Below are 18,518 nucleotides of genomic sequence, written 5' to 3'. Positions count from 1 at the left end.
TATCGGTTTTTAACCAACATCTAAAGAGTAAATTATCAAAAGTTTTCAGGAATTGTTGAGTTTGATAATATATAAACATAAAGAGGTGATTTAAATGTCAGAAACAAATAGAGATATGATCATTGATATCAGAGAGAAACTAAACGTGGTAAACGTTAATCTAATCGATCCTGATAAATTTGAAGATGCAGATGAAGCTAAAATCAAAGAAATTCATAGCTTTGTTACTTCAAAAGAAAAATTTTCACCAAGTGAAGTGACTGCCATCGCATCTGAATTAGGCGAACTACGACAATCGTAAGAACAAACAGCAGTCAGAATAAGGAGGAACTTTGTTATGTCACAATTACAAGAAAAGCTAAAACAATATGCACAACTTATCGTAGATGTCGGTATGAATGTGCAAGAGGGGCAACCAGTATTTATTCGTTCATCAGTAGATGCTTTAGAATTAACGCATGATATCGTTGAGGCAGCATACAAACGCGGCGCTTCTGATGTAAGAGTAAAATATGCAGATGATACATTAAGACGTTTAAAATTTGAGCATGAATCTGTAGAATACTTCGAAGAAAATGATTTGAAAGATTATGATATTGAAGAACGTATGGATTATGTAAAACGTGGTGCTGCGAACTTAGCTTTAATGAGTTCTGACCCTGATTTATTAAGTAATGCAGATAGTGCTAAAAAAGCAGCTTTCGGCAAAGCTTATTCAAAAGGATTCAAAGGATATATGGAAGCAATTCAAAATAATGACTTACCATGGTGTGTAGTCGTATATCCGAACAAAGCATGGGCACAACGTGTCTATCCTGAATTAGATGCTGAAGCAGCTTATGAAAAATTCATTGATGAATTATTAGACATTGTTCGTGTAGATGGTAATGATCCGATTGAAAACTGGAATCAACATATCCAAAACTTAAGTGAACACGCTAAATATCTACAAAACAAACAATATTCAGCACTTCACTATGTTTCAGAAGGTACAGATTTAACAATTGGCTTGCCTAAGAATCATTTATGGCAAGATGCGACAAGTTTCACAAATGATGGACAAGAATTTATTGCCAATATCCCAACTGAAGAGGTATTTACAGCCCCTGATCGTAATCGTGTAAACGGTCATGTGACAAATAAACTTCCGCTCAGCTATAACGGAACGCTGATCGATGGCTTTACGCTTACATTTAAAGATGGCAAAGTTGTAGATTTTTCTGCTGAAAAAGGGGAAGAAGTATTACGTGACTTACTTGATACTGATGAAGGTTCAAGATATCTAGGGGAAGTCGCGTTAGTTCCAGACGATTCACCGATTTCAAATCGTAATCGCGTCTTTTATAACACATTGTTAGATGAAAATGCTTCTTGCCACATCGCATTAGGCGCTGGTTATCCGTTTACGATAATTGGCGGTACAGAAATGACACGTGAACAATTAACAGAAGAAGGTTTAAATGATGCGTTTATTCATGAAGACTTCATGATTGGCAGCGCAGATTTAACGATTTATGGTATCACGCAAGATGGGGAAGAAGAGATTGTGTTTAAAGACGGTAACTGGGCTTACTAAAATAAATATAATCAATTCATAAAGGAGATCAATTGTGGAACAAAGAGAAAGTAAACCAATGTCAGCATCAAAAACTGTAAAAGATCGTCAAGTATATCCGCAAGATACGAATCATCATCATACTATGTTCGGCGGACTCTTAATGGCGAACATTGATGAAATTGCGGCAATCTGCGCTATGAAACACAGCAGTACGCCAGTTGTTACAGCTTCTACAGATTCAGTGGACTTTTTATTACCTATCCGTAATGGAGATATTATTTCATATGAAGCAATGGTTTCATACGCTGGTTCAAGTTCAATGGAAGTTTGTGTACAAATCATTCTTCAAGATATCATCAATGATAAAAAACATATGGCAGCACTCAGCTTCTTAACATTTGTAGCGTTAGATGAAAACGGCAAACCAACAGAAGTACCAGATGTTTATCCTGAAGGTGAAATTCAAGAATGGTTCCATAGTACTGCGCCTGCACGTGTAAAACGCAGAAAAGAACGTCGTCAAGAAAGTAAAGATACCTTAGAGTTCTTAACGAGAAGACGACATATTGAATAAAATAAGCAATTAAAAATGGCATCTCAACATAAAATGAAGTGTTGAGATGCCATTTTGTATTATTAACGTTATTGTTGCTGGAAGATGCGATGCATCATTTTTTCTTTTTCTCGGAAATCAGTATTTGGATAATACATATTTTTTACTAGTAAGTTCGGTCCTAAGCAATGTACCGGTGCACAATGACAATTCAAACTTTGTGCTAAGTCTGAAGCAAGCCATTTGTCGAAAACATCTGTAAGACGATCGGTTTGGATATTAGAAATAGAACCTGTCTCATCGCCGAAGTCCGTCACAATCACATCGCCAGTAAAGACATTGACGTTCAAACGGCTGCGGCCGTCTGGATCATTACGTAAGCTGACGTTTTTTGCTGAACGCAGTTGTTTGAATAATTGTGCATCGTCTTCATCTTGAATGCATGGGTAAATCGGTAGTGTCCCAAACAACATCCATACAGATTCGTCACGAATTTCTAAAAGATGACGTATAGTTTCTTTAATTTCTTTCAAACTAAGTACGTTAAGCTGACTCGCAAAATCAGATGGATACATCGGATGAATTTCATGTCGACTGCATTTCATATCATTTACCACTTCACGATGAATTTTTTCAAGGTAAGGTTTCGTGCTTTGGTTCAACATCGTTTCAGCAGAGACAAACATGCCTTGTTCAGATAATGTTCTAGAATTCTCAATCATTTGTTCATAAAGTTTGAGTTTTGCTTTAAGCGGCGGCTGTTTTTCCATTGCGCCGAATCCAACTGTAGCGAATTCATCCGTTGTTCCCCAGTTGTGTGAAATATGCATCACGTCTATGTATTCAGCAATATCTAAATAGCGATCTTGCGGCAAAGTTAGATTAGAGTTCATTTGTGTATAAATACCGCGATCATAGGCATATTTTAATAGCGGTTTAACCACATTTCGAATTGATTTCTTAGAAAACATCGGTTCGCCGCCTGTGATAGATAGGGTACGTAAATTAGGAATTTCATCTAAACGTTTAAACATTAATTCCATTGGAAGCGGTTCAGGATCTCTTGTTTGTAAGGTATAACCGACAGCACAATGACTGCAGCGCATATTACATAAATTCGTTGTGGTGAATTCAATATTGCTTAACTGCAAGCTGCCGAACGCTTCGACATCGTTGTATGCCTCCCAAGGATCATTTGCTATAGTAATCGGCTTTTTAATATTCGTAGATTGGCCAATCATAATTTTGCCTTCTTTCTGTACAATGTATTTCTTAATAAAAAAGGGGTAATGTGAAGTGAAAGATTCAAATCACAAAAGATGAGTCATTCCATATTATTAATATTCTAGTGAATTTTGTCAATCGCATGTTAGAATAGGATTATATTTTTAAAGAAGGAGCCTTATCATGAAAATGAGCGAAAATGAATTAATTACGAACATTAAAACGAGATTATCTGAATTTGTAGATGAAATTGATCATGTGGATCCAGATAAAGTCAGTGTTGAAGATGTTGATGAATGGATTGGTTTACTGGACCAATTAGAAGAAAAAGTAAAACTTTATCAACGTGAGAAGTAAGGTCTCATACTTTCTATGTTTAAATCATGACATTTTGGTCTATACAATAAGTACAATCAAAGACAAAAGTAATTCTGAATACAATTTATTGTATAGAATAGAAAGGTGATAAATAAATGGCACAAACAGTAGCAATTATTTTAGGTAATGACTTTGAGGATATTGAATTAACTAGTCCAAAAGAAGCAATCGAAGAAGCAGGCTACAATACAGTGATTATCGGCTCAGAAGCTGGAGAAGAAGTCGTAGGTAAACACGGTACAAAAGCTAAAGTTGATGTAGATATCGGCTCAGCTGAACCAAGCGATTATTCAGCATTATTAATTCCAGGCGGATTCTCACCAGACCATTTACGTGGAGACGTAGAAGGAAGATATGGTACATTCGCAAAAGCATTTATCAAAGAAGATGACCCAATCTTTGCGATTTGCCATGGTCCACAAGTATTAATTGATACTGATGATTTAAATGGCCGTACGTTAACAGCGGTATTAAACGTACGTAAAGACTTAGAAAACGCAGGTGCACATGTTAAAGATGAATCAGTAGTTGTTGATAAAAATCTTGTAACAAGCCGTACACCTGATGATTTAGATGACTTCAACAAAGCGATTGTTGATACTTTAAAAAACAATGAAAAATAAGCAGTTATAAGCTTAGCCGGAGTATCTATAAGATATTCCGGTTTTTTACATATCCAGGAGTATCCATGTGTACTACTCAAGACCGATTTTGTGTCAAAACGTATAATTCTTATTTCATATCAAACAGTTCTCAATTATAATATGTGTGAAATACTAAAATAGATTGAGGAGATCTGTGTATGAAAAGAAGCGAAAGGCTATCGAGGTCTCAACGTGAGACAACAAGAGGCACACAGAATACACCCCATTATAATACTTATTATCAACCCGTAGGTACACCGCCGAGAAAAAGAAAAAGCAAAGGGCTATTTTTAAAATTACTTATTGGACTCATTATTGTAATTGCACTCTTCTTTGGTGTGATGTATGCATTGTCATCACGTGCCAATGTAGAGGACTTAAAAACCATTGAAAATAAATCTACGTTTGTTCCAATCAATGATATGCCGAATTATACCAAAGGCGCTTTTATCGCTATGGAAGATGAGCGATTCTATGACCATGGCGCATTTGATGTGAAAGGTATATTTAGGGCACTGTTCACGACATTAAGTGATCAATCGGTACAAGGTGGCAGTACAATCAGTCAACAAGTTGTTAAGAATTATTATTATGGAAATGAACAAAGTTTTACACGGAAAGTGAAAGAAATATTGGTCGCATCGCGTATGGAACGGGAATATTCTAAAGAAGAGATATTGAGCTTTTACGTTAATAATATTTATTTTGGTGATAATCAATATACTATTGAAAGTGCTGCAAATCATTACTTTGGTACAACGACCGTCGCAAACAGTCAAAATATGCCGACGATTAGTGTGCTTCAAAGTGCCATTTTAGCAAGTAAAATTAATGCGCCAAGTGTATATGATGTCAATAATATGTCACAGAACTATATTAACCGTGTCAAAATCAATTTAGAAAAGATGAAGCAGCAAGGTTATATCAACGATGAACAATATAAAACAGCATTAGCTCAGTTAGGCGTTTAATGCGATTTCAGGCAATCAGTATATTCAGCTGCATTGCCTTTTTTATATGCCGCATGCTTAAAAGAGACAATGTATGTTACTTGTGTAAATTCAGGGGGATAATGCTATAAAAGTATATGCATTTGTTTTACAATAAGTATCGATACCGTTATGAATTTAAGAGAAGAGGTGAGACCATGCCTAAAATTACAATGATTGAAGTTCAAAAGAAAAATAAAGAGCGGTTTAATTTATACTTAGACGGTGCCTTTGAGATGGGTATCGATATGGATACTTTAGTACACTTTAATTTAAAAAAGGGCGATGCGCTCACTGCTGAAGATATGATGCATATTCAAAAGTATGAGCATTACCGCTTAGGGTTACATTACGCTGTTCAATATCTTTCATATCGTAAAAGAACTGAACAAGAAGTCATTACACATTTACAAAAACATGAAATCAATGAGGTAGCTATTGCAGAAGTCATTGCTTATTGTCATCAAGAAGGCTATATTGATCATCAAGATTATGCGGAAAGTTTAAAAAATACTATGATTCGGACTACTGATAAAGGGCCTGAAATTTACAAACAAAAGCTTTATAAAGCCGGAGTCGAAAAGAATATTATTGAAGATTATGGCGAACGTTATGAACAAGAACAACCGCTTGAAGATATCGTTGCGCTTGCTGATAAATTGATGCATCAAAAGAAAGGGCCGATGAAGAAGCGGACAGATAAAGTGAAACAATCATTATTACAAAAAGGCTATTCATTCGAGATGATTAATGAAGCGATGCAAGCCTTAGATTTTGAACCAGATACAGATGAAATTGATGCTTTATTGCAAAAGGAATTAGAAAAAGTGTATCGTAAAAATGAACGCAAATATAGCGGGCAACAACTTGTGATGAAAACAATAGAAGCACTTCTCAGAAAAGGCTATGAGTATGATACAATTAAAGATAAATTAAGAGAAAGCGGGATTAGCGATGACTGAGAAAAGTTTAAGCGAAATGACTAAGAGTGAAATTTTAAATGAAATACAAAAATATAAAGAAAAAATGCGTAAAGCAGAAATGAACGGCATTTTAAATGAATATGATGTCTACCGTACAAAAGTCATCATTGCGGAAAGTTACTTAGTAGATACAGATAAAATTGAATTCGGTAAACTTTATGAATTAAATGATGGTACGAAACGTTATATGCGTGTAGATCGTTTGAAAGGTGTCTTTGCATGGGGCAAAATCCTGCATAGCGGACTAAGTGAAAAAGGCATCCCAGTCGCATTATTAAAACTTTAGAAGGATGTAGAAATTATGGCGAGTTCGATTGTATTAAAATTACTGAATATTACACATTATTATCGTAAAAAGAATAGAAAAAAATGGTATCTGCCGTATGGTTATGATGCTGAAGATATCGAATTGAATAATGTGTCACTTCACTTATATCAAGGAGAATCATTAGGTATTATAGGGGAGCCTGGTGCGTCGAAAACGTTAATCGTCAGAATCTTAGCCGGTGAAGTTAAACCTGATAAAGGGCGTATCCGACGTAACGGCAGTTTATATTTCGGAGATATCGAAGATAAACATTTACACGAAGAAACGGTGACTGCGCTTGTTCAAAATGCAGTGGAATTATTTACATATACGGTTTCTGGACATAAAGTCGAACAAATTTTGCGCTATGCTGATTTATATGAGCAGAAAGATAAGCTAGTTTACCAGTTAACTGATCGTGAGTATGCACAATTAATTGTAAGTTTAGCACGTACGTCTAAAGCAGATATCATTATCTTTAATCATGTATTAAGTGAATTGGATGATGCATTTATGGAGAAAGCCATAACACTTTCGCAAGATTACATAGATGATGAACTTACAATGATTACAATCGATGATAATTTAAAGGTTATCCAGGCAGTATGTAACTATGCCGTATGGATTTCACATGGTCAATTACGTATGGAAGGTCCATTGAGTCGTGTGTTACCTGCATTTAAAGAACATGAACGAGACCGTCAATCATTAAAAACTGAAGATGAAAAAGCGCAGTTTGATGTAGACTGGAAAGAAAAACGTACGCGTATTCCTGAAATGTCTTATAACTTCAAACGAATTGAACGTTATAAACACGCAAAACCGACACCTTTCTTGGCACGTGTTATCGGTTGGAGTGTTTTGTTACTGATCGGCTTTATTTTTACAGCGGTATTGTTGTTTAACAATTTAGGGATTGTGCATTTTGCGCAAAACACTGAACAAAGTAAATTACAAGCTCAGAAAAAAGGTGTATTTGATGAGACTTTGACCTACGGTATTGTGATGAATAACAATATTGAAGTTAAAGGGATTGACCATAAACAAAAAGTGAAGCTGCCGAAATATACATTTGTGACGATTACTGGAGAAAATGATAATAAATATCGACTGGTTATCGATGATAAATCTTATGTAATTGGTAAAAATAAATTATATCATTTCAATCCAGCAGGTCTTTATGAAAGACATAGTAAAGATACACTCGAAGATTACATGAAGTCTAATTATATTAATTATATAGATTTCTATAATAGTCACTTAGGTCAATCTCATAAGAAAGCAGTTAAAAGTTTAGTTCCTGAGAAAGATCAACGTTTTGTTGCGCCAGTCACACAACAGCCTGTAGATTTATTGTTCAATGATAATGATCATTTAACAGGATTTGTATTCCCGATTGTTGATAAAGACAAATTAAAAGATAAGTTTGATATTCAAGGGGATTACTGGGTCACAAAATCAGGCAATGGTTACTTTATTGCTGATTTGAAAGATAATAAATGGATTTATATAGAATTGTAGGTGAGACCGTTTGATAGATAAATTGATAAATTTTTATTATAGCTTGCCGCAAATGATGAAACATTTAATGGGGAGTTTGAAGCGGAATTGGAGATGGTTCGCGATTCCGCTTGTAGCTTCAGTATTGTTATTACTCGTAATGTTGCTGTTTTTAAAAATCATTAACGCGACAGAAGAAACACAAGCTGTGTGGTATTACCGCTTCATCGGTTTCATCACATTATCTTGGACACTTGTTACTTTATATTTCAACACAATGCGTTATCGCAGAGATTATTATGAATATAAGAACTATGACTATCCAACCGCTTTTAAAAGTATTATCTATACACTGATTTTTTCAGTAGGATTATTACTTTCTATCGCATTAGTTGTCCTGGTCAAACCCGTCAACTTAGATAGTTCATTTTGGGCTATTGGCTTTTACTGGATCATGTGGAATTTATTTGTGATGATTGTTTCGCAAGTATTAGGTTTAGTAAGAATGATCAGCCGTTACAATATTTTTGATATGACACTCTATATCGTATTTGCGGTTATGTTCATTATCGTACCGATTTTTTTCATTCCAGGTCCACATAAATCAATTTGGATGCATATTTTAATGTTGAATCCATTATTTTATTTAGTTTCTGGTATTGAAGAAGCTGTGATTATCGGTGTTAATAGTTTGGGCAATATACCTTATCATTTCTTCTTTATTGTATGGTTAGGTATCGCAAGTCTATTATTGTATATTCTAAGACCACATATCGCATATGAGAAATTTAGAATGACAACTAATCGTTCTATTCATTTAAAAAATACGGCTGAACCTGAAAAGGTGAAAAACTCCAATTTTGATCATTAATCAAATGAGTTTAGGTATATTAAAATAATCATAGAAAAAATAAAACGAGAACAAAGTGTAGTTGATACATTTTGTTCTCGTTCTTTTATTAATGTGTATAAAGTTTTTTCATCAATTTCTGTTCACTAAAGACCCAACCTGTGTATGAATGGGTGATATTTAAGTCTTGGTCCAAATGTACAATCGCTACGAAAGAATAGTGATCTTTGTTTAAATAACGTAAGTCGATGAAGCGGACTTCAAGAATATTATCGCTTAAACGACGAGTATCCCATCTGTATATAGAAGAGAAGTTTAAAAACGCTTTGATATTAGGGTCGTTACGTAATACCTGCATTAATTCTTCATCAGGGAATGGTTGACGTTTCACTTTATCAGCGAAAACGACGTTTGTCCCATAACTGCGTCCGACATAGTCGTGAGTTTGTGTTTGAACTGCGACACGCCATTCCATAAATTTCATAGTAGGTGCCACAAATACTTTAACTAAGTGTGCATTATCTTGACTGCTGACCATACGTAAAACACGTTTTCGAATTGTGGCTTGGAAGATAAAACGTACAGTATAATAAATCACTAATACGATGAAAATTGGAATATACACCGCAAATGCATTTAAGCCAAAAGCCCATAGCACAATGCCTAAACACCATAAAATAAAGATGTAAGGATCAAAGGTATTAATGACACTCAATTGTATCCATTTATTTGAGAAAGGCCGCAACGCTTGCGTACCGTAGGAATTAAATATATCTACAAAGACGTGTAAAAAGACTGCAAGTTGTGCCCATAGCCAGATATGCAATGGATTAATATGGCTGAAAAAGGTAAAAACGAGTAAGGTTATAAGTATCGGCCATAATATAGTGAAAGGTATTGAATGTGTGATACCTCTATGATTAGATATATAAACAGCATTATTTTTTAGTTTTAATACAGTGTCGCTGTCAGGAATTAAAGAACCTGCGATTAAGGTTGTAGCCGCAGCACCAAAATGATCTGACAGGGTCGGGTCATGCATGGCTAGCGCAGTAAGCCCAATGCCCATGACGATATGTGTGCCTGTATCCATAATTGTTCACTCATTTCAATTAATCTTACATATAGTATAAAACATAATGACAAATAACTAAATCAATTCACCCTTAATTAAAGGGTGTGTTGACAAGAGAGAAGGAGAACTATTGAAGAATGAAACAGCAAAATAGTTTCAAAAGAGATTTATTAGATTGGTTTGAAACCAATCAACGTGAAATGCCTTGGCGAGAAACGACTAATCCTTATTATATCTGGATCAGTGAAGTTATGCTTCAACAGACACAAGTTAAAACAGTGATAGATTATTATCATCGTTTCACAGAACGTTTTCCGACAGTTGAAGATTTAAGTCAAGCATCACAAGATGAAGTTTTAAAATATTGGGAAGGATTAGGCTATTATAGTCGTGCACGCAATTTTCACCATGCAGTGCAAGAAGTTGCGACGCAATATAACGGTAATGTCCCAAGCAATCCGGATTTGTTCGGACGATTAAAAGGTGTGGGACCTTATACACAAGCAGCGGTGATGAGTATTGCGTTTGACTTACCATTGCCAACCGTTGATGGTAATGTCTTTCGTGTGTGGTCTCGCTTAAATAATGATTTCAGTGATACTACAAAACAATCTGTCCGCAAAAAATTCGAAAGTGAATTGCGTCCTTATGTCACAACACATGCAGGCCAATTTAACCAAGCTATGATGGAACTTGGCGCATTAATTTGTACACCGAAATCACCGCTTTGTTTATTATGTCCGGTTCAATCACACTGCGAAGCATTAGAAGAGGGGACGGTTGATCAACTACCCGTCAAACCTAAAAAGATTAAAAAGAAGACAATTAAACAAAATTGTTATGTCATTTATAATCAAAATGATGAAGTGTTAATTGAACAACGTACAGAAAAGTTATTACATGGAATGTGGGAGTTCCCGATGTATGAAGCAACTTATAGTGAAGAACAGCTTCATGATTTATTACAACAAGATATATCTATTAGTGAGACACCGATATTTAAGTTAAAACATCAATTCACACATTTAACTTGGGACATTCAAGTCTATCAAGTTGACGATGTTATAGATGAGTCACAAACACAATTAAGTGATCGCTTTGTATGGATGCGTTTAGAGGATAGAGATCACTACAACTTTCCAGCATCGATGCATAAAGTATTAAACTATTTAACAACGAAGTAGTTAAGTCTGAGTTTAAAAAAGCATTATGTTATAATTGTGATTGTGAAAAATAGCCAGGAGGAGGTGTGGAACATGGTAAAAGAGTCCATACCGAAAGAAGGAGAACGTATTAAAATACAAAGTTACAAGCACGATGGCAACATTCATAGAGTTTGGTCAGAAACTACGATTTTAAAAGGGACAGACCATGTTGTGATTGGGGGCAATGACCACACGCTTGTAACCGAAAGCGATGGACGTACATGGATTACCAGAGAACCAGCAATCGTCTATTTCCACTCGGAATATTGGTTTAATGTCATCTGTATGTTCAGAGAAGACGGTGTATATTATTATTGCAACTTATCGTCACCATTTGTTTGTGATGAAGAAGCATTGAAATATATTGATTATGATTTAGATATCAAAGTTTATCCGAATGGTAAATATCATTTGTTGGATGAAGACGAGTACCAACAACATATGCAGCAAATGAATTACCCTAAAGATATAGATGCGATTTTACGCAGGAATGTTGATATCTTACAACAATGGATTGAACAAAAGAAAGGTCCGTTTGCGCCAGACTTTATTAAAGTTTGGAGAGAACGCTTTAAAAAGCTGAGACAAGGTTAGCATATCAAGCAGATTGCTTTATTACGTCTTGTGTTTTTAATTATAATAACTTTGGTATGAATAATAATCGTAATACGAGGTTGGGACATCGCAATAAAATGTCTCGCCTCGTTGATTTATTTCGCATTAGAAAAGGATAGAAAGGGAGGATTGCCTCAATGATACGCAGGTATTTAAAGTTTGTTAAGCCGTATAAATGGCGGATAGCAGCTACCATTATTATCGGTATCATTAAATTCGGCATTCCGATGTTGATTCCATTATTAATCAAATATGTAATTGATGATGTCATCAACAATCCGAGCATGGGCACGCAAGACAAATTAAGCCACTTGGGTATCGCAATCGGGATTGCCTTTTTTATATTTGCAGTCGTACGTCCACCGATAGAATATATGCGTCAGTATTTAGCGCAGTGGACCAGCAACAAAATACTTTATGATATTCGTAGACGTTTATATGATCACTTGCAAGCACTAAGTGCACGCTTCTATGCCAACAACAAAGCAGGTGAAGTGATTTCACGTGTTATCAATGATGTTGAGCAGACTAAAGACTTTATTTTAACAGGACTAATGAACATCTGGTTAGACTGTGTGACAATTATTATCGCATTATCTATCATGTTTGTACTTGATGTTAAATTGACATTAGCCGCTATGATTATATTCCCGTTCTACATTTTAACGGTTTATTACTTCTTCGGAAGATTACGTAGTCTAACACGTGAAAGATCTCAAGCTTTAGCAGAAGTACAAGGGTTCTTACACGAACGTGTACAAGGTATTTCGGTGATTAAAAGTTTCGCAATTGAACAAAATGAAGCGCAAAACTTTGATAAGAAAAACAGCAAATTCTTACATCGTGCTTTTAAACACACACGTTGGAATGCTTATTCTTTCGCAGCAATCAATACTGTAACTGATATCGGACCGATTATTGTAATTGGCGTCGGTGGTTATTTAGCAGTAACAGGTTCCATTACAGTTGGTACGTTAGCTGCGTTCGTCAGCTATTTAGAACAACTTTTCGGACCTCTACGTCGTCTTGTTTCTTCATTTACAACATTGACACAAAGTTTCGCTTCTATGGACCGTGTTTTCCATTTATTAGATGAAGACTATGATGTAAAAGATGAACCTTATGCGAAACCGCTCAAAATCACAGAAGGTAACATCTCTTTAGATCATGTATCTTTCCGATACAATCCACATGCACCTAAAGTGTTAGATGATATTTCGTTAAATGTGAATCATGGCGAAACCGTCGCCTTTGTAGGAATGTCTGGTGGAGGTAAATCGACATTAATCAACTTGATTCCTCGATTTTATGATTCTACCGATGGAACGATTACTATAGATGACTATAATGTAAAAGACTTCTTATTATCTAGCTTGCGTGAACAAATCGGTTTAGTTCAACAAGATAATATCTTATTCTCAGACACAATCAGAGAAAATATCTTACTAGGTAAACCAGGTGCGAGTGATGAAGATGTGATAGAAGCGGCTAAACTCGCAAACGCACACGATTTCATTATGAGTCTGCCTGAAGGTTATGAAACTGAAGTAGGGGAACGTGGTGTGAAATTATCAGGTGGTCAAAAACAACGTATTTCACTTGCACGTATATTCTTAAATAATCCGCCGATTATTATTTTAGACGAGGCAACAAGTGCGTTAGACCTAGAAAGTGAAGCAATCATTCAAGAAGCTTTAGCACATTTAAGTGAAAATAGAACAACATTAATCGTTGCCCATCGCTTATCTACAATCACTCATGCAGATAAAATTGTAGTAGTTGAAAACGGACAAATTATTGAAGTCGGTACGCATCAAGAGTTATTAGCTAAACAAGGTGCATACCATCATCTTTATACAATTCAAGACTTATAATAAAGAAAGAGCAGAAACGTCCCTCAGCGGAGGACAGTTTCTGCTCTCTTTTTATAAGTCTAAGTCTTCTTCTTCAATTTCAATGTTAGAGTCATCTGTATGGAATTGGAAATAACTCATGACCAAACGGTCTAAGTGTGCTAAATCATAACTGAATTCCTCGATTGCTGAGATAATCTGCATGACATTAGAAATTGAATACTCAGAGGTTTCAGTGTTCAGGACCATTTCATTTTTAAATGCTTCCATTAACTCAATTTTTTGCGGAATGTCCACAGGAGCTTGGAAATTCTCGAAATCGTGTCTTGCTTTTTGAGCGATGCTTAACATAATTTGGTCATATGAAGTCATTAAATCATCTAGTTCAAATTTGATTTGCAATCGAAGATCAGTACTCATATTATGCAAATCATGTTGGTAACGATGCATACGTCTCAAAACATCATAGGCACTTTTTGTAGTTGTCACAACTTGTTTGAAAATTATCTTTTTACGATTTAATTCTGGCCAATTTTTTCTAAAGAAAGGACGTTCTTCTTTATAATAATTGAATAATTGTTCCAGATTTTTCAAACGTTCTTTAATACTCTTTGTATCTTCTTTAACATGGTAAAACTCTGTTGTATCGTTAATAACCAATTTAATCCAAATGAAAATATCAGAAGCGATATTCATTGAATTATAATAAAGCTTTGTTTCGTATTTAGGTGGAAAGAAGGCGACATTGACAGTGAAAGCACTGAAAACACCAATCATCACTAACACGAAACGATAAAACGCTGATGCATAGAAGTTACCTGTTTCTCCACCTTGACCCATGATGATAAGGGCAGTAACTGTGGCTAAGGTTGCAACATGTTGAAGTTTTAATTGGAATAATAAAGCAATCAAGACTATAACTGTTGCGCCCATGATAATAATACTATCGCCAAATAAACTGACCATCGATACAGATAAAATTGCACCGATTAAGTTACCTTGAAACTGTTCTTTTATAGTTTTATAAGAACGATATACACTTGGCTGCATTGCTACAATTGCACCGATACCTGCTACGGTAGGAATGCCTGCACTCTTTGGCAGCAGTGATGCAATTAACATCGCTAGGACAATCGCAATACCTGTTTTAAATATTCTTGCACCTAGTTTCAAATGAGTGTGCTCCTTTATTCCTATTTATGCACATTTGCTTGGAAGTGGTTTCCAAAAACAAAAACGTATATTAAAGTTTATACACTGAATCAATGTGTTTTTCAAGTTTATTTCATTTGAGAGAATGCATAGTCTGCAGCACGTAATGTTTCTTCAATATCTTCATCTGTGTGTTCTGTTGTTAAGAACCAAGCTTCAAATTTAGAAGGTGCTAAGTTGATGCCTTGATGCAACATTAATTTGAAGAATTTCGCAAATGCATCGCCATCAGAATTTTCTGCTTGCTCATAATGTGTTACTTTTTCGTCAGTAAAGTAAAGTGTTAATGAACCATAAACACGGTTTACTGTAGCTGTGATACCATGTTTTTCAATTAATTCATTTAAACCATCTTCTAATTTTTTACCAAGACGATCTAATTCTTCGTAAACACCTTCTTGTTCTAAAACTTCTAATAAAGCGATGCCTGCTTTCATTGAAAGTGGATTACCAGCCATTGTTCCCGCTTGATATGCAGGGCCTAAAGGTGCAACTTGTTCCATAATGTCTTGACGTCCACCGTAACCGCCGATTGGTAAACCGCCACCGACGATTTTACCGAATGCTGTTAAGTCAGGGTATACGTTCAACAAGTCTTGAGCAGCACCGTAGTGGAAGCGGAATGCTGTGATAACTTCATCATAAATTACAAGACCGCCATATTGATGGGTGATTTCATTTACTTCTTCAAGGAAGCCGGGAAGCGGTTCAACCATACCGAAGTTACCGATAATAGGTTCAACTAATACTGCTGCGATTTGATCGCCCCAATGTTTCATTGCTTCTTTGTAAGACTCGATATCATTAAAAGGTACTGTAATTACTTCTTGAGCCACGCTCTTAGGTACGCCGGCTGAATCAGGAGAACCTAATTGAGAAGGGCCGCTACCTGCAGCAACAAGTACTAAATCTGAGTGTCCGTGGTAAGATCCAGCGAATTTAATAATTTTATCGCGATTTGTATATGCACGTGCGACACGAATTGTTGTCATGACAGCTTCAGTACCAGAGTTGACAAAACGCATTTTTTCTAAAGATGGAATTGCTTCACGCAATTTTTTAGCAAATTCGATTTCTAGCTCAGTTGGTGTACCATAAAGCACACCTTTAGCTGCTTGTTCTTGAATAGCCTTAGTAATATGTGGATGTGCATGTCCAGTAATAATTGGACCATATGCTTGAAGATAATCAATGTAACGATTGCCGTCTACATCATATAAATATTGACCTTTACCTTCTTTCATTACTACCGGTGCACCGCCGCCAACTGCTTTATATGAGCGAGAAGGGGAGTTGACACCGCCAAGGATGTATTCGTCTGACAAACTTTGAAGTCGTTCGCTTTCAGTGAATTTCATTTTTTATCAACCTCTTTTAATTTAATATTTCCGTTTACTATCGTATCATATAATTAACTATAAGAAGAAAAAGGTGAGCATATGTTGAAAAAAGGAGACAAATTCCCTGAATTTGCATTAGAAAATCAAGATGGAGAAGTCATTACTAACGACACAATCAAAGGCAGAAAGGCAATTCTTTATTTCTATCCTAGAGATAATACACCTGGATGCACAACAGAGGCTTGCGATTTCCGTGATAACATGGCAATGTTTAATGATTTAGATATTGCAGTATACGGAATCAGCGGAGATTCTAAAAAGAAACATCAAAACTTTATTGCTAAACATGATTTGAATTTTGATTTGCTAGTAGATGAGGATTATAAATTATCTGAAGCAACTGGCGTGTATCAATTGAAGAAAAGTTTTGGCAAAGAATCTATGGGCATTGTCAGAACTACTTTCGTTGTAGATGAAAATGGTGTAGTAGAACATGTAATCGAAAAAGTTAAAGTAAAAGAACAAATGAATCAATTAAAAGAAATGTTGGGGTGAAGTGTGTGAAGGTTCTTTCATTAAATAGATTAAAAGACTCAGAGCAGTTATTGGAAGAAACTTTTCCAGAAGTAGAATTTGTATTTCGAAAAAATGTAGATGAAATAAATGAGCAAGATAAACGAGATGCAGATGTTGTAATTGGTTATAGTGGCAAAGCTGATCAAGCTTTTTTTGAGGGTATGCCTAATTTAAAGTTTGTAGCTTGGTATGCGGCTGGTGTTAATTCACTACCATTACAATATTTTGCTGAACGTAATATTGTATTAACGAATGTATCAGGTATTCACGCAAAACAAATGAGTCAATTTGTATTTGCCTATATTTTAGACGATTATAAACAAATGAGAGTTTCTAGACAAAATCAAGATAATAAAGTTTATGATTCTACAATTACAGGCAGACGTGTAGATGGAGATACGTTACTAATTTTGGGGACAGGTAATATTCCTAAACAAATTTCCAAACTTGCACGTGCATTTGAAATGAAAATTATTGGTATTAATACAACTGGACATGAAGTTGATGGATTTGATGAAACATATCCTTTAAAGGAACTTGATCAAGTTTTGCCGAAAGCAGACGTTGTAGTTAATGTGCTGCCCGAAACTGAAGAGACGCACCATTTATTAGAAGATAAGCAATTTGACGCAATGAAAGAGACTGCATTATTTATTAATATCGGCAGAGGTACAATTGCTTCAGAAGAAACAATTGTTAAAGCGCTTAATGAGGGCAAAATTCGTCATGCTTATTTAGATGTTTTCGAAAAGGAACCTTTATCAGAGGATAATCCGTTATACCAATTAGATAATGTAAGTATTACTGCGCATATCACAGGAAATGGTAAAGAAAACTTTAAAGAGGCATCTCAAATTTTTATTAGAAACTTCAAACATTTTCTAAGTAATGGAGATGTCATTGAGAAAAAAGTAGATTTATCAAAAGGTTATTGATAAAATAATGTGCCAACATTGACATTTCAATGGTTCTACCGTTATATTAATATTAAGTAATAATAATTATTAAGTAGAAAGACGGTGGATTAGATGAGTGCAGAAATGGAATCTATTGAGCATCAATTAGAGGACTCTATTGCATCTTTAAGAAATGCCGGAATCAGAATTACACCGCAAAGACAAGCCATTCTTAGATTTTTGATTTCAAGTGAAACTCATCCAACAGCAGATGAAATTTATCAGGCACTGTCACCAGATTTTCCAAACATAAGTGTTGCGACGATATACAATAACTTACGTGTGTTTAAGAAAACAGGAATTGTGAATGAATTGACTTATGGAGATGCATCTAGTCGCTTTGATTTTAATACACATAATCACTATCACGTCATTTGTGAGAATTGCGGTAAGATAGTAGATTTTCATTATCCGCAATTACATGAAGTTGAACAATTAGCTCAACATGTGACAGGTTTTAAAGTGTCACATCACAGAATGGAAATTTATGGATTATGTCCAGAATGCCAAAGTAAAGAACAATAAAACATTATTACCATTAATAGGAAAGCTGAATGTCATATGGCATTCAGCTTCAGACTGTCGACAAAGTCCTACGGACTTGTCGGCATTTTTTATTTTTTAACATTTTACATAATAACCTTTTCCCCATTTCTTGTATAATGATAGTAATAAGATAATGAGGTGATAGTATGCTAAA

The 18,518-nt window shown here is 35.2% G+C and carries 20 protein-coding genes; 16 read left to right on the top strand and 4 right to left on the bottom strand.

Going from position 1 to position 18,518, the window contains the following annotated elements; translation table 11 throughout:
• Positions 1–94 precede the first annotated feature (94 nt).
• Genes KRR19_RS08780 through KRR19_RS08770 form a run of 3 tightly spaced genes read left to right on the top strand, consistent with a single transcriptional unit; the run spans position 95 to position 2,132 of the window.
• Positions 95–301: a DUF1128 family protein gene (locus KRR19_RS08780; RefSeq protein WP_002481657.1), complete on the top strand. Its 207-nt coding sequence runs from the start codon at positions 95–97 to the stop codon at positions 299–301.
• A gap of 36 nt (positions 302–337) precedes the next feature.
• The gene (locus KRR19_RS08775) at positions 338–1,576 is read left to right on the top strand and encodes an aminopeptidase (protein ID WP_023015859.1); all 1,239 of its coding nucleotides are present in this window, start codon (positions 338–340) and stop codon (positions 1,574–1,576) included.
• Between the two features lie 58 nt (positions 1,577–1,634).
• Complete coding sequence (locus KRR19_RS08770; RefSeq protein WP_031262747.1) at positions 1,635–2,132, top strand: acyl-CoA thioesterase; 498 nt, start codon at positions 1,635–1,637, stop codon at positions 2,130–2,132.
• Positions 2,133–2,200: 68 nt separating this feature from the next.
• Here the strand turns inward: KRR19_RS08770 and yfkAB are convergent, their stop codons facing one another.
• Positions 2,201–3,352 carry a radical SAM/CxCxxxxC motif protein YfkAB gene (gene yfkAB / locus KRR19_RS08765; protein WP_002481654.1) on the bottom strand — a complete coding sequence of 384 codons (1,152 nt, stop codon included), beginning with the start codon at positions 3,350–3,352 and terminating at the stop codon, positions 2,201–2,203.
• Positions 3,353–3,524: 172 nt separating this feature from the next.
• Here yfkAB and KRR19_RS08760 point away from each other — a divergent pair, with 172 nt between their 5' ends.
• The 7 genes from KRR19_RS08760 (at position 3,525) to KRR19_RS08730 (ending at position 9,007) form a co-directional block, all read left to right on the top strand.
• Positions 3,525–3,692, top strand: a complete 168-nt coding sequence (locus tag KRR19_RS08760; RefSeq protein WP_096754677.1) for an SE1561 family protein — start codon at positions 3,525–3,527, stop codon at positions 3,690–3,692.
• A gap of 116 nt (positions 3,693–3,808) precedes the next feature.
• The gene (locus KRR19_RS08755) at positions 3,809–4,336 is read left to right on the top strand and encodes a type 1 glutamine amidotransferase domain-containing protein (RefSeq protein WP_070626232.1); all 528 of its coding nucleotides are present in this window, start codon (positions 3,809–3,811) and stop codon (positions 4,334–4,336) included.
• Positions 4,337–4,515: 179 nt separating this feature from the next.
• Positions 4,516–5,328, top strand: coding sequence for a monofunctional peptidoglycan glycosyltransferase SgtB (gene sgtB / locus KRR19_RS08750; RefSeq protein ID WP_002481651.1), 813 nt, complete (start codon positions 4,516–4,518; stop codon positions 5,326–5,328).
• A 176-nt stretch (positions 5,329–5,504) separates the two neighbouring features.
• Positions 5,505–6,308 (top strand): recombination regulator RecX, encoded by an 804-nt coding sequence (gene recX, locus KRR19_RS08745; protein ID WP_023015857.1) that lies wholly within the window; start codon positions 5,505–5,507, stop codon positions 6,306–6,308.
• Positions 6,301–6,615: a YfhH family protein gene (locus tag KRR19_RS08740; RefSeq protein ID WP_216733594.1), complete on the top strand. Its 315-nt coding sequence runs from the start codon at positions 6,301–6,303 to the stop codon at positions 6,613–6,615. Before recX ends, KRR19_RS08740 begins: the two co-directional genes overlap by 8 nt.
• 15 nt (positions 6,616–6,630) lie before the next feature.
• Positions 6,631–8,157, top strand: a complete 1,527-nt coding sequence (locus tag KRR19_RS08735; RefSeq protein ID WP_216733593.1) for an ATP-binding cassette domain-containing protein — start codon at positions 6,631–6,633, stop codon at positions 8,155–8,157.
• A gap of 52 nt (positions 8,158–8,209) precedes the next feature.
• Positions 8,210–9,007, top strand: a complete 798-nt coding sequence (locus tag KRR19_RS08730) for a hypothetical protein (protein ID WP_234016319.1) — start codon at positions 8,210–8,212, stop codon at positions 9,005–9,007.
• 88 nt (positions 9,008–9,095) lie between these two features.
• Here KRR19_RS08730 and KRR19_RS08725 read toward each other — a convergent pair whose 3' ends face one another.
• Positions 9,096–10,079, bottom strand: coding sequence for a metal-dependent hydrolase (locus tag KRR19_RS08725; RefSeq protein ID WP_156666818.1), 984 nt, complete (start codon positions 10,077–10,079; stop codon positions 9,096–9,098).
• 119 nt (positions 10,080–10,198) lie between these two features.
• On the opposite strand from KRR19_RS08725, the gene mutY reads away from it, so the two are divergent.
• From mutY to KRR19_RS08710, 3 genes are all read left to right on the top strand, one after another.
• Complete coding sequence (mutY, locus tag KRR19_RS08720) at positions 10,199–11,245, top strand: A/G-specific adenine glycosylase (protein ID WP_105967150.1); 1,047 nt, start codon at positions 10,199–10,201, stop codon at positions 11,243–11,245.
• Positions 11,246–11,317: 72 nt separating this feature from the next.
• Positions 11,318–11,860, top strand: a complete 543-nt coding sequence (gene ntdP / locus KRR19_RS08715; RefSeq protein WP_002481644.1) for a nucleoside tri-diphosphate phosphatase — start codon at positions 11,318–11,320, stop codon at positions 11,858–11,860.
• Positions 11,861–12,018: 158 nt separating this feature from the next.
• Positions 12,019–13,755 (top strand): ABC transporter ATP-binding protein, encoded by a 1,737-nt coding sequence (locus KRR19_RS08710; protein WP_156666819.1) that lies wholly within the window; start codon positions 12,019–12,021, stop codon positions 13,753–13,755.
• Between the two features lie 51 nt (positions 13,756–13,806).
• Here KRR19_RS08710 and KRR19_RS08705 read toward each other — a convergent pair whose 3' ends face one another.
• Positions 13,807–14,907 (bottom strand): FUSC family protein, encoded by a 1,101-nt coding sequence (locus KRR19_RS08705; protein WP_002481642.1) that lies wholly within the window; start codon positions 14,905–14,907, stop codon positions 13,807–13,809.
• Positions 14,908–15,014: 107 nt separating this feature from the next.
• Positions 15,015–16,304 carry a glutamate-1-semialdehyde 2,1-aminomutase gene (locus tag KRR19_RS08700; RefSeq protein WP_002481641.1) on the bottom strand — a complete coding sequence of 430 codons (1,290 nt, stop codon included), beginning with the start codon at positions 16,302–16,304 and terminating at the stop codon, positions 15,015–15,017.
• Positions 16,305–16,385: 81 nt separating this feature from the next.
• On the opposite strand from KRR19_RS08700, the gene bcp reads away from it, so the two are divergent.
• From bcp to perR, 3 genes are all read left to right on the top strand, one after another.
• Positions 16,386–16,841 carry a thioredoxin-dependent thiol peroxidase gene (gene bcp, locus KRR19_RS08695; RefSeq protein WP_002481640.1) on the top strand — a complete coding sequence of 152 codons (456 nt, stop codon included), beginning with the start codon at positions 16,386–16,388 and terminating at the stop codon, positions 16,839–16,841.
• Between the two features lie 5 nt (positions 16,842–16,846).
• Positions 16,847–17,797: a phosphoglycerate dehydrogenase gene (locus KRR19_RS08690; protein WP_156666820.1), complete on the top strand. Its 951-nt coding sequence runs from the start codon at positions 16,847–16,849 to the stop codon at positions 17,795–17,797.
• A gap of 93 nt (positions 17,798–17,890) precedes the next feature.
• Positions 17,891–18,343, top strand: coding sequence for a peroxide-responsive transcriptional repressor PerR (gene perR, locus KRR19_RS08685; RefSeq protein ID WP_002481638.1), 453 nt, complete (start codon positions 17,891–17,893; stop codon positions 18,341–18,343).
• Positions 18,344–18,518: the final 175 nt, after the last annotated feature.

Source organism: Staphylococcus sp. CWZ226, assembly GCF_018986355.1.
GTDB lineage: Bacteria > Bacillota > Bacilli > Staphylococcales > Staphylococcaceae > Staphylococcus > Staphylococcus simulans.
The sequence above is the reverse complement of the archived record's forward strand: the minus strand, read 5'-3'. Positions and strand labels throughout refer to the sequence as shown.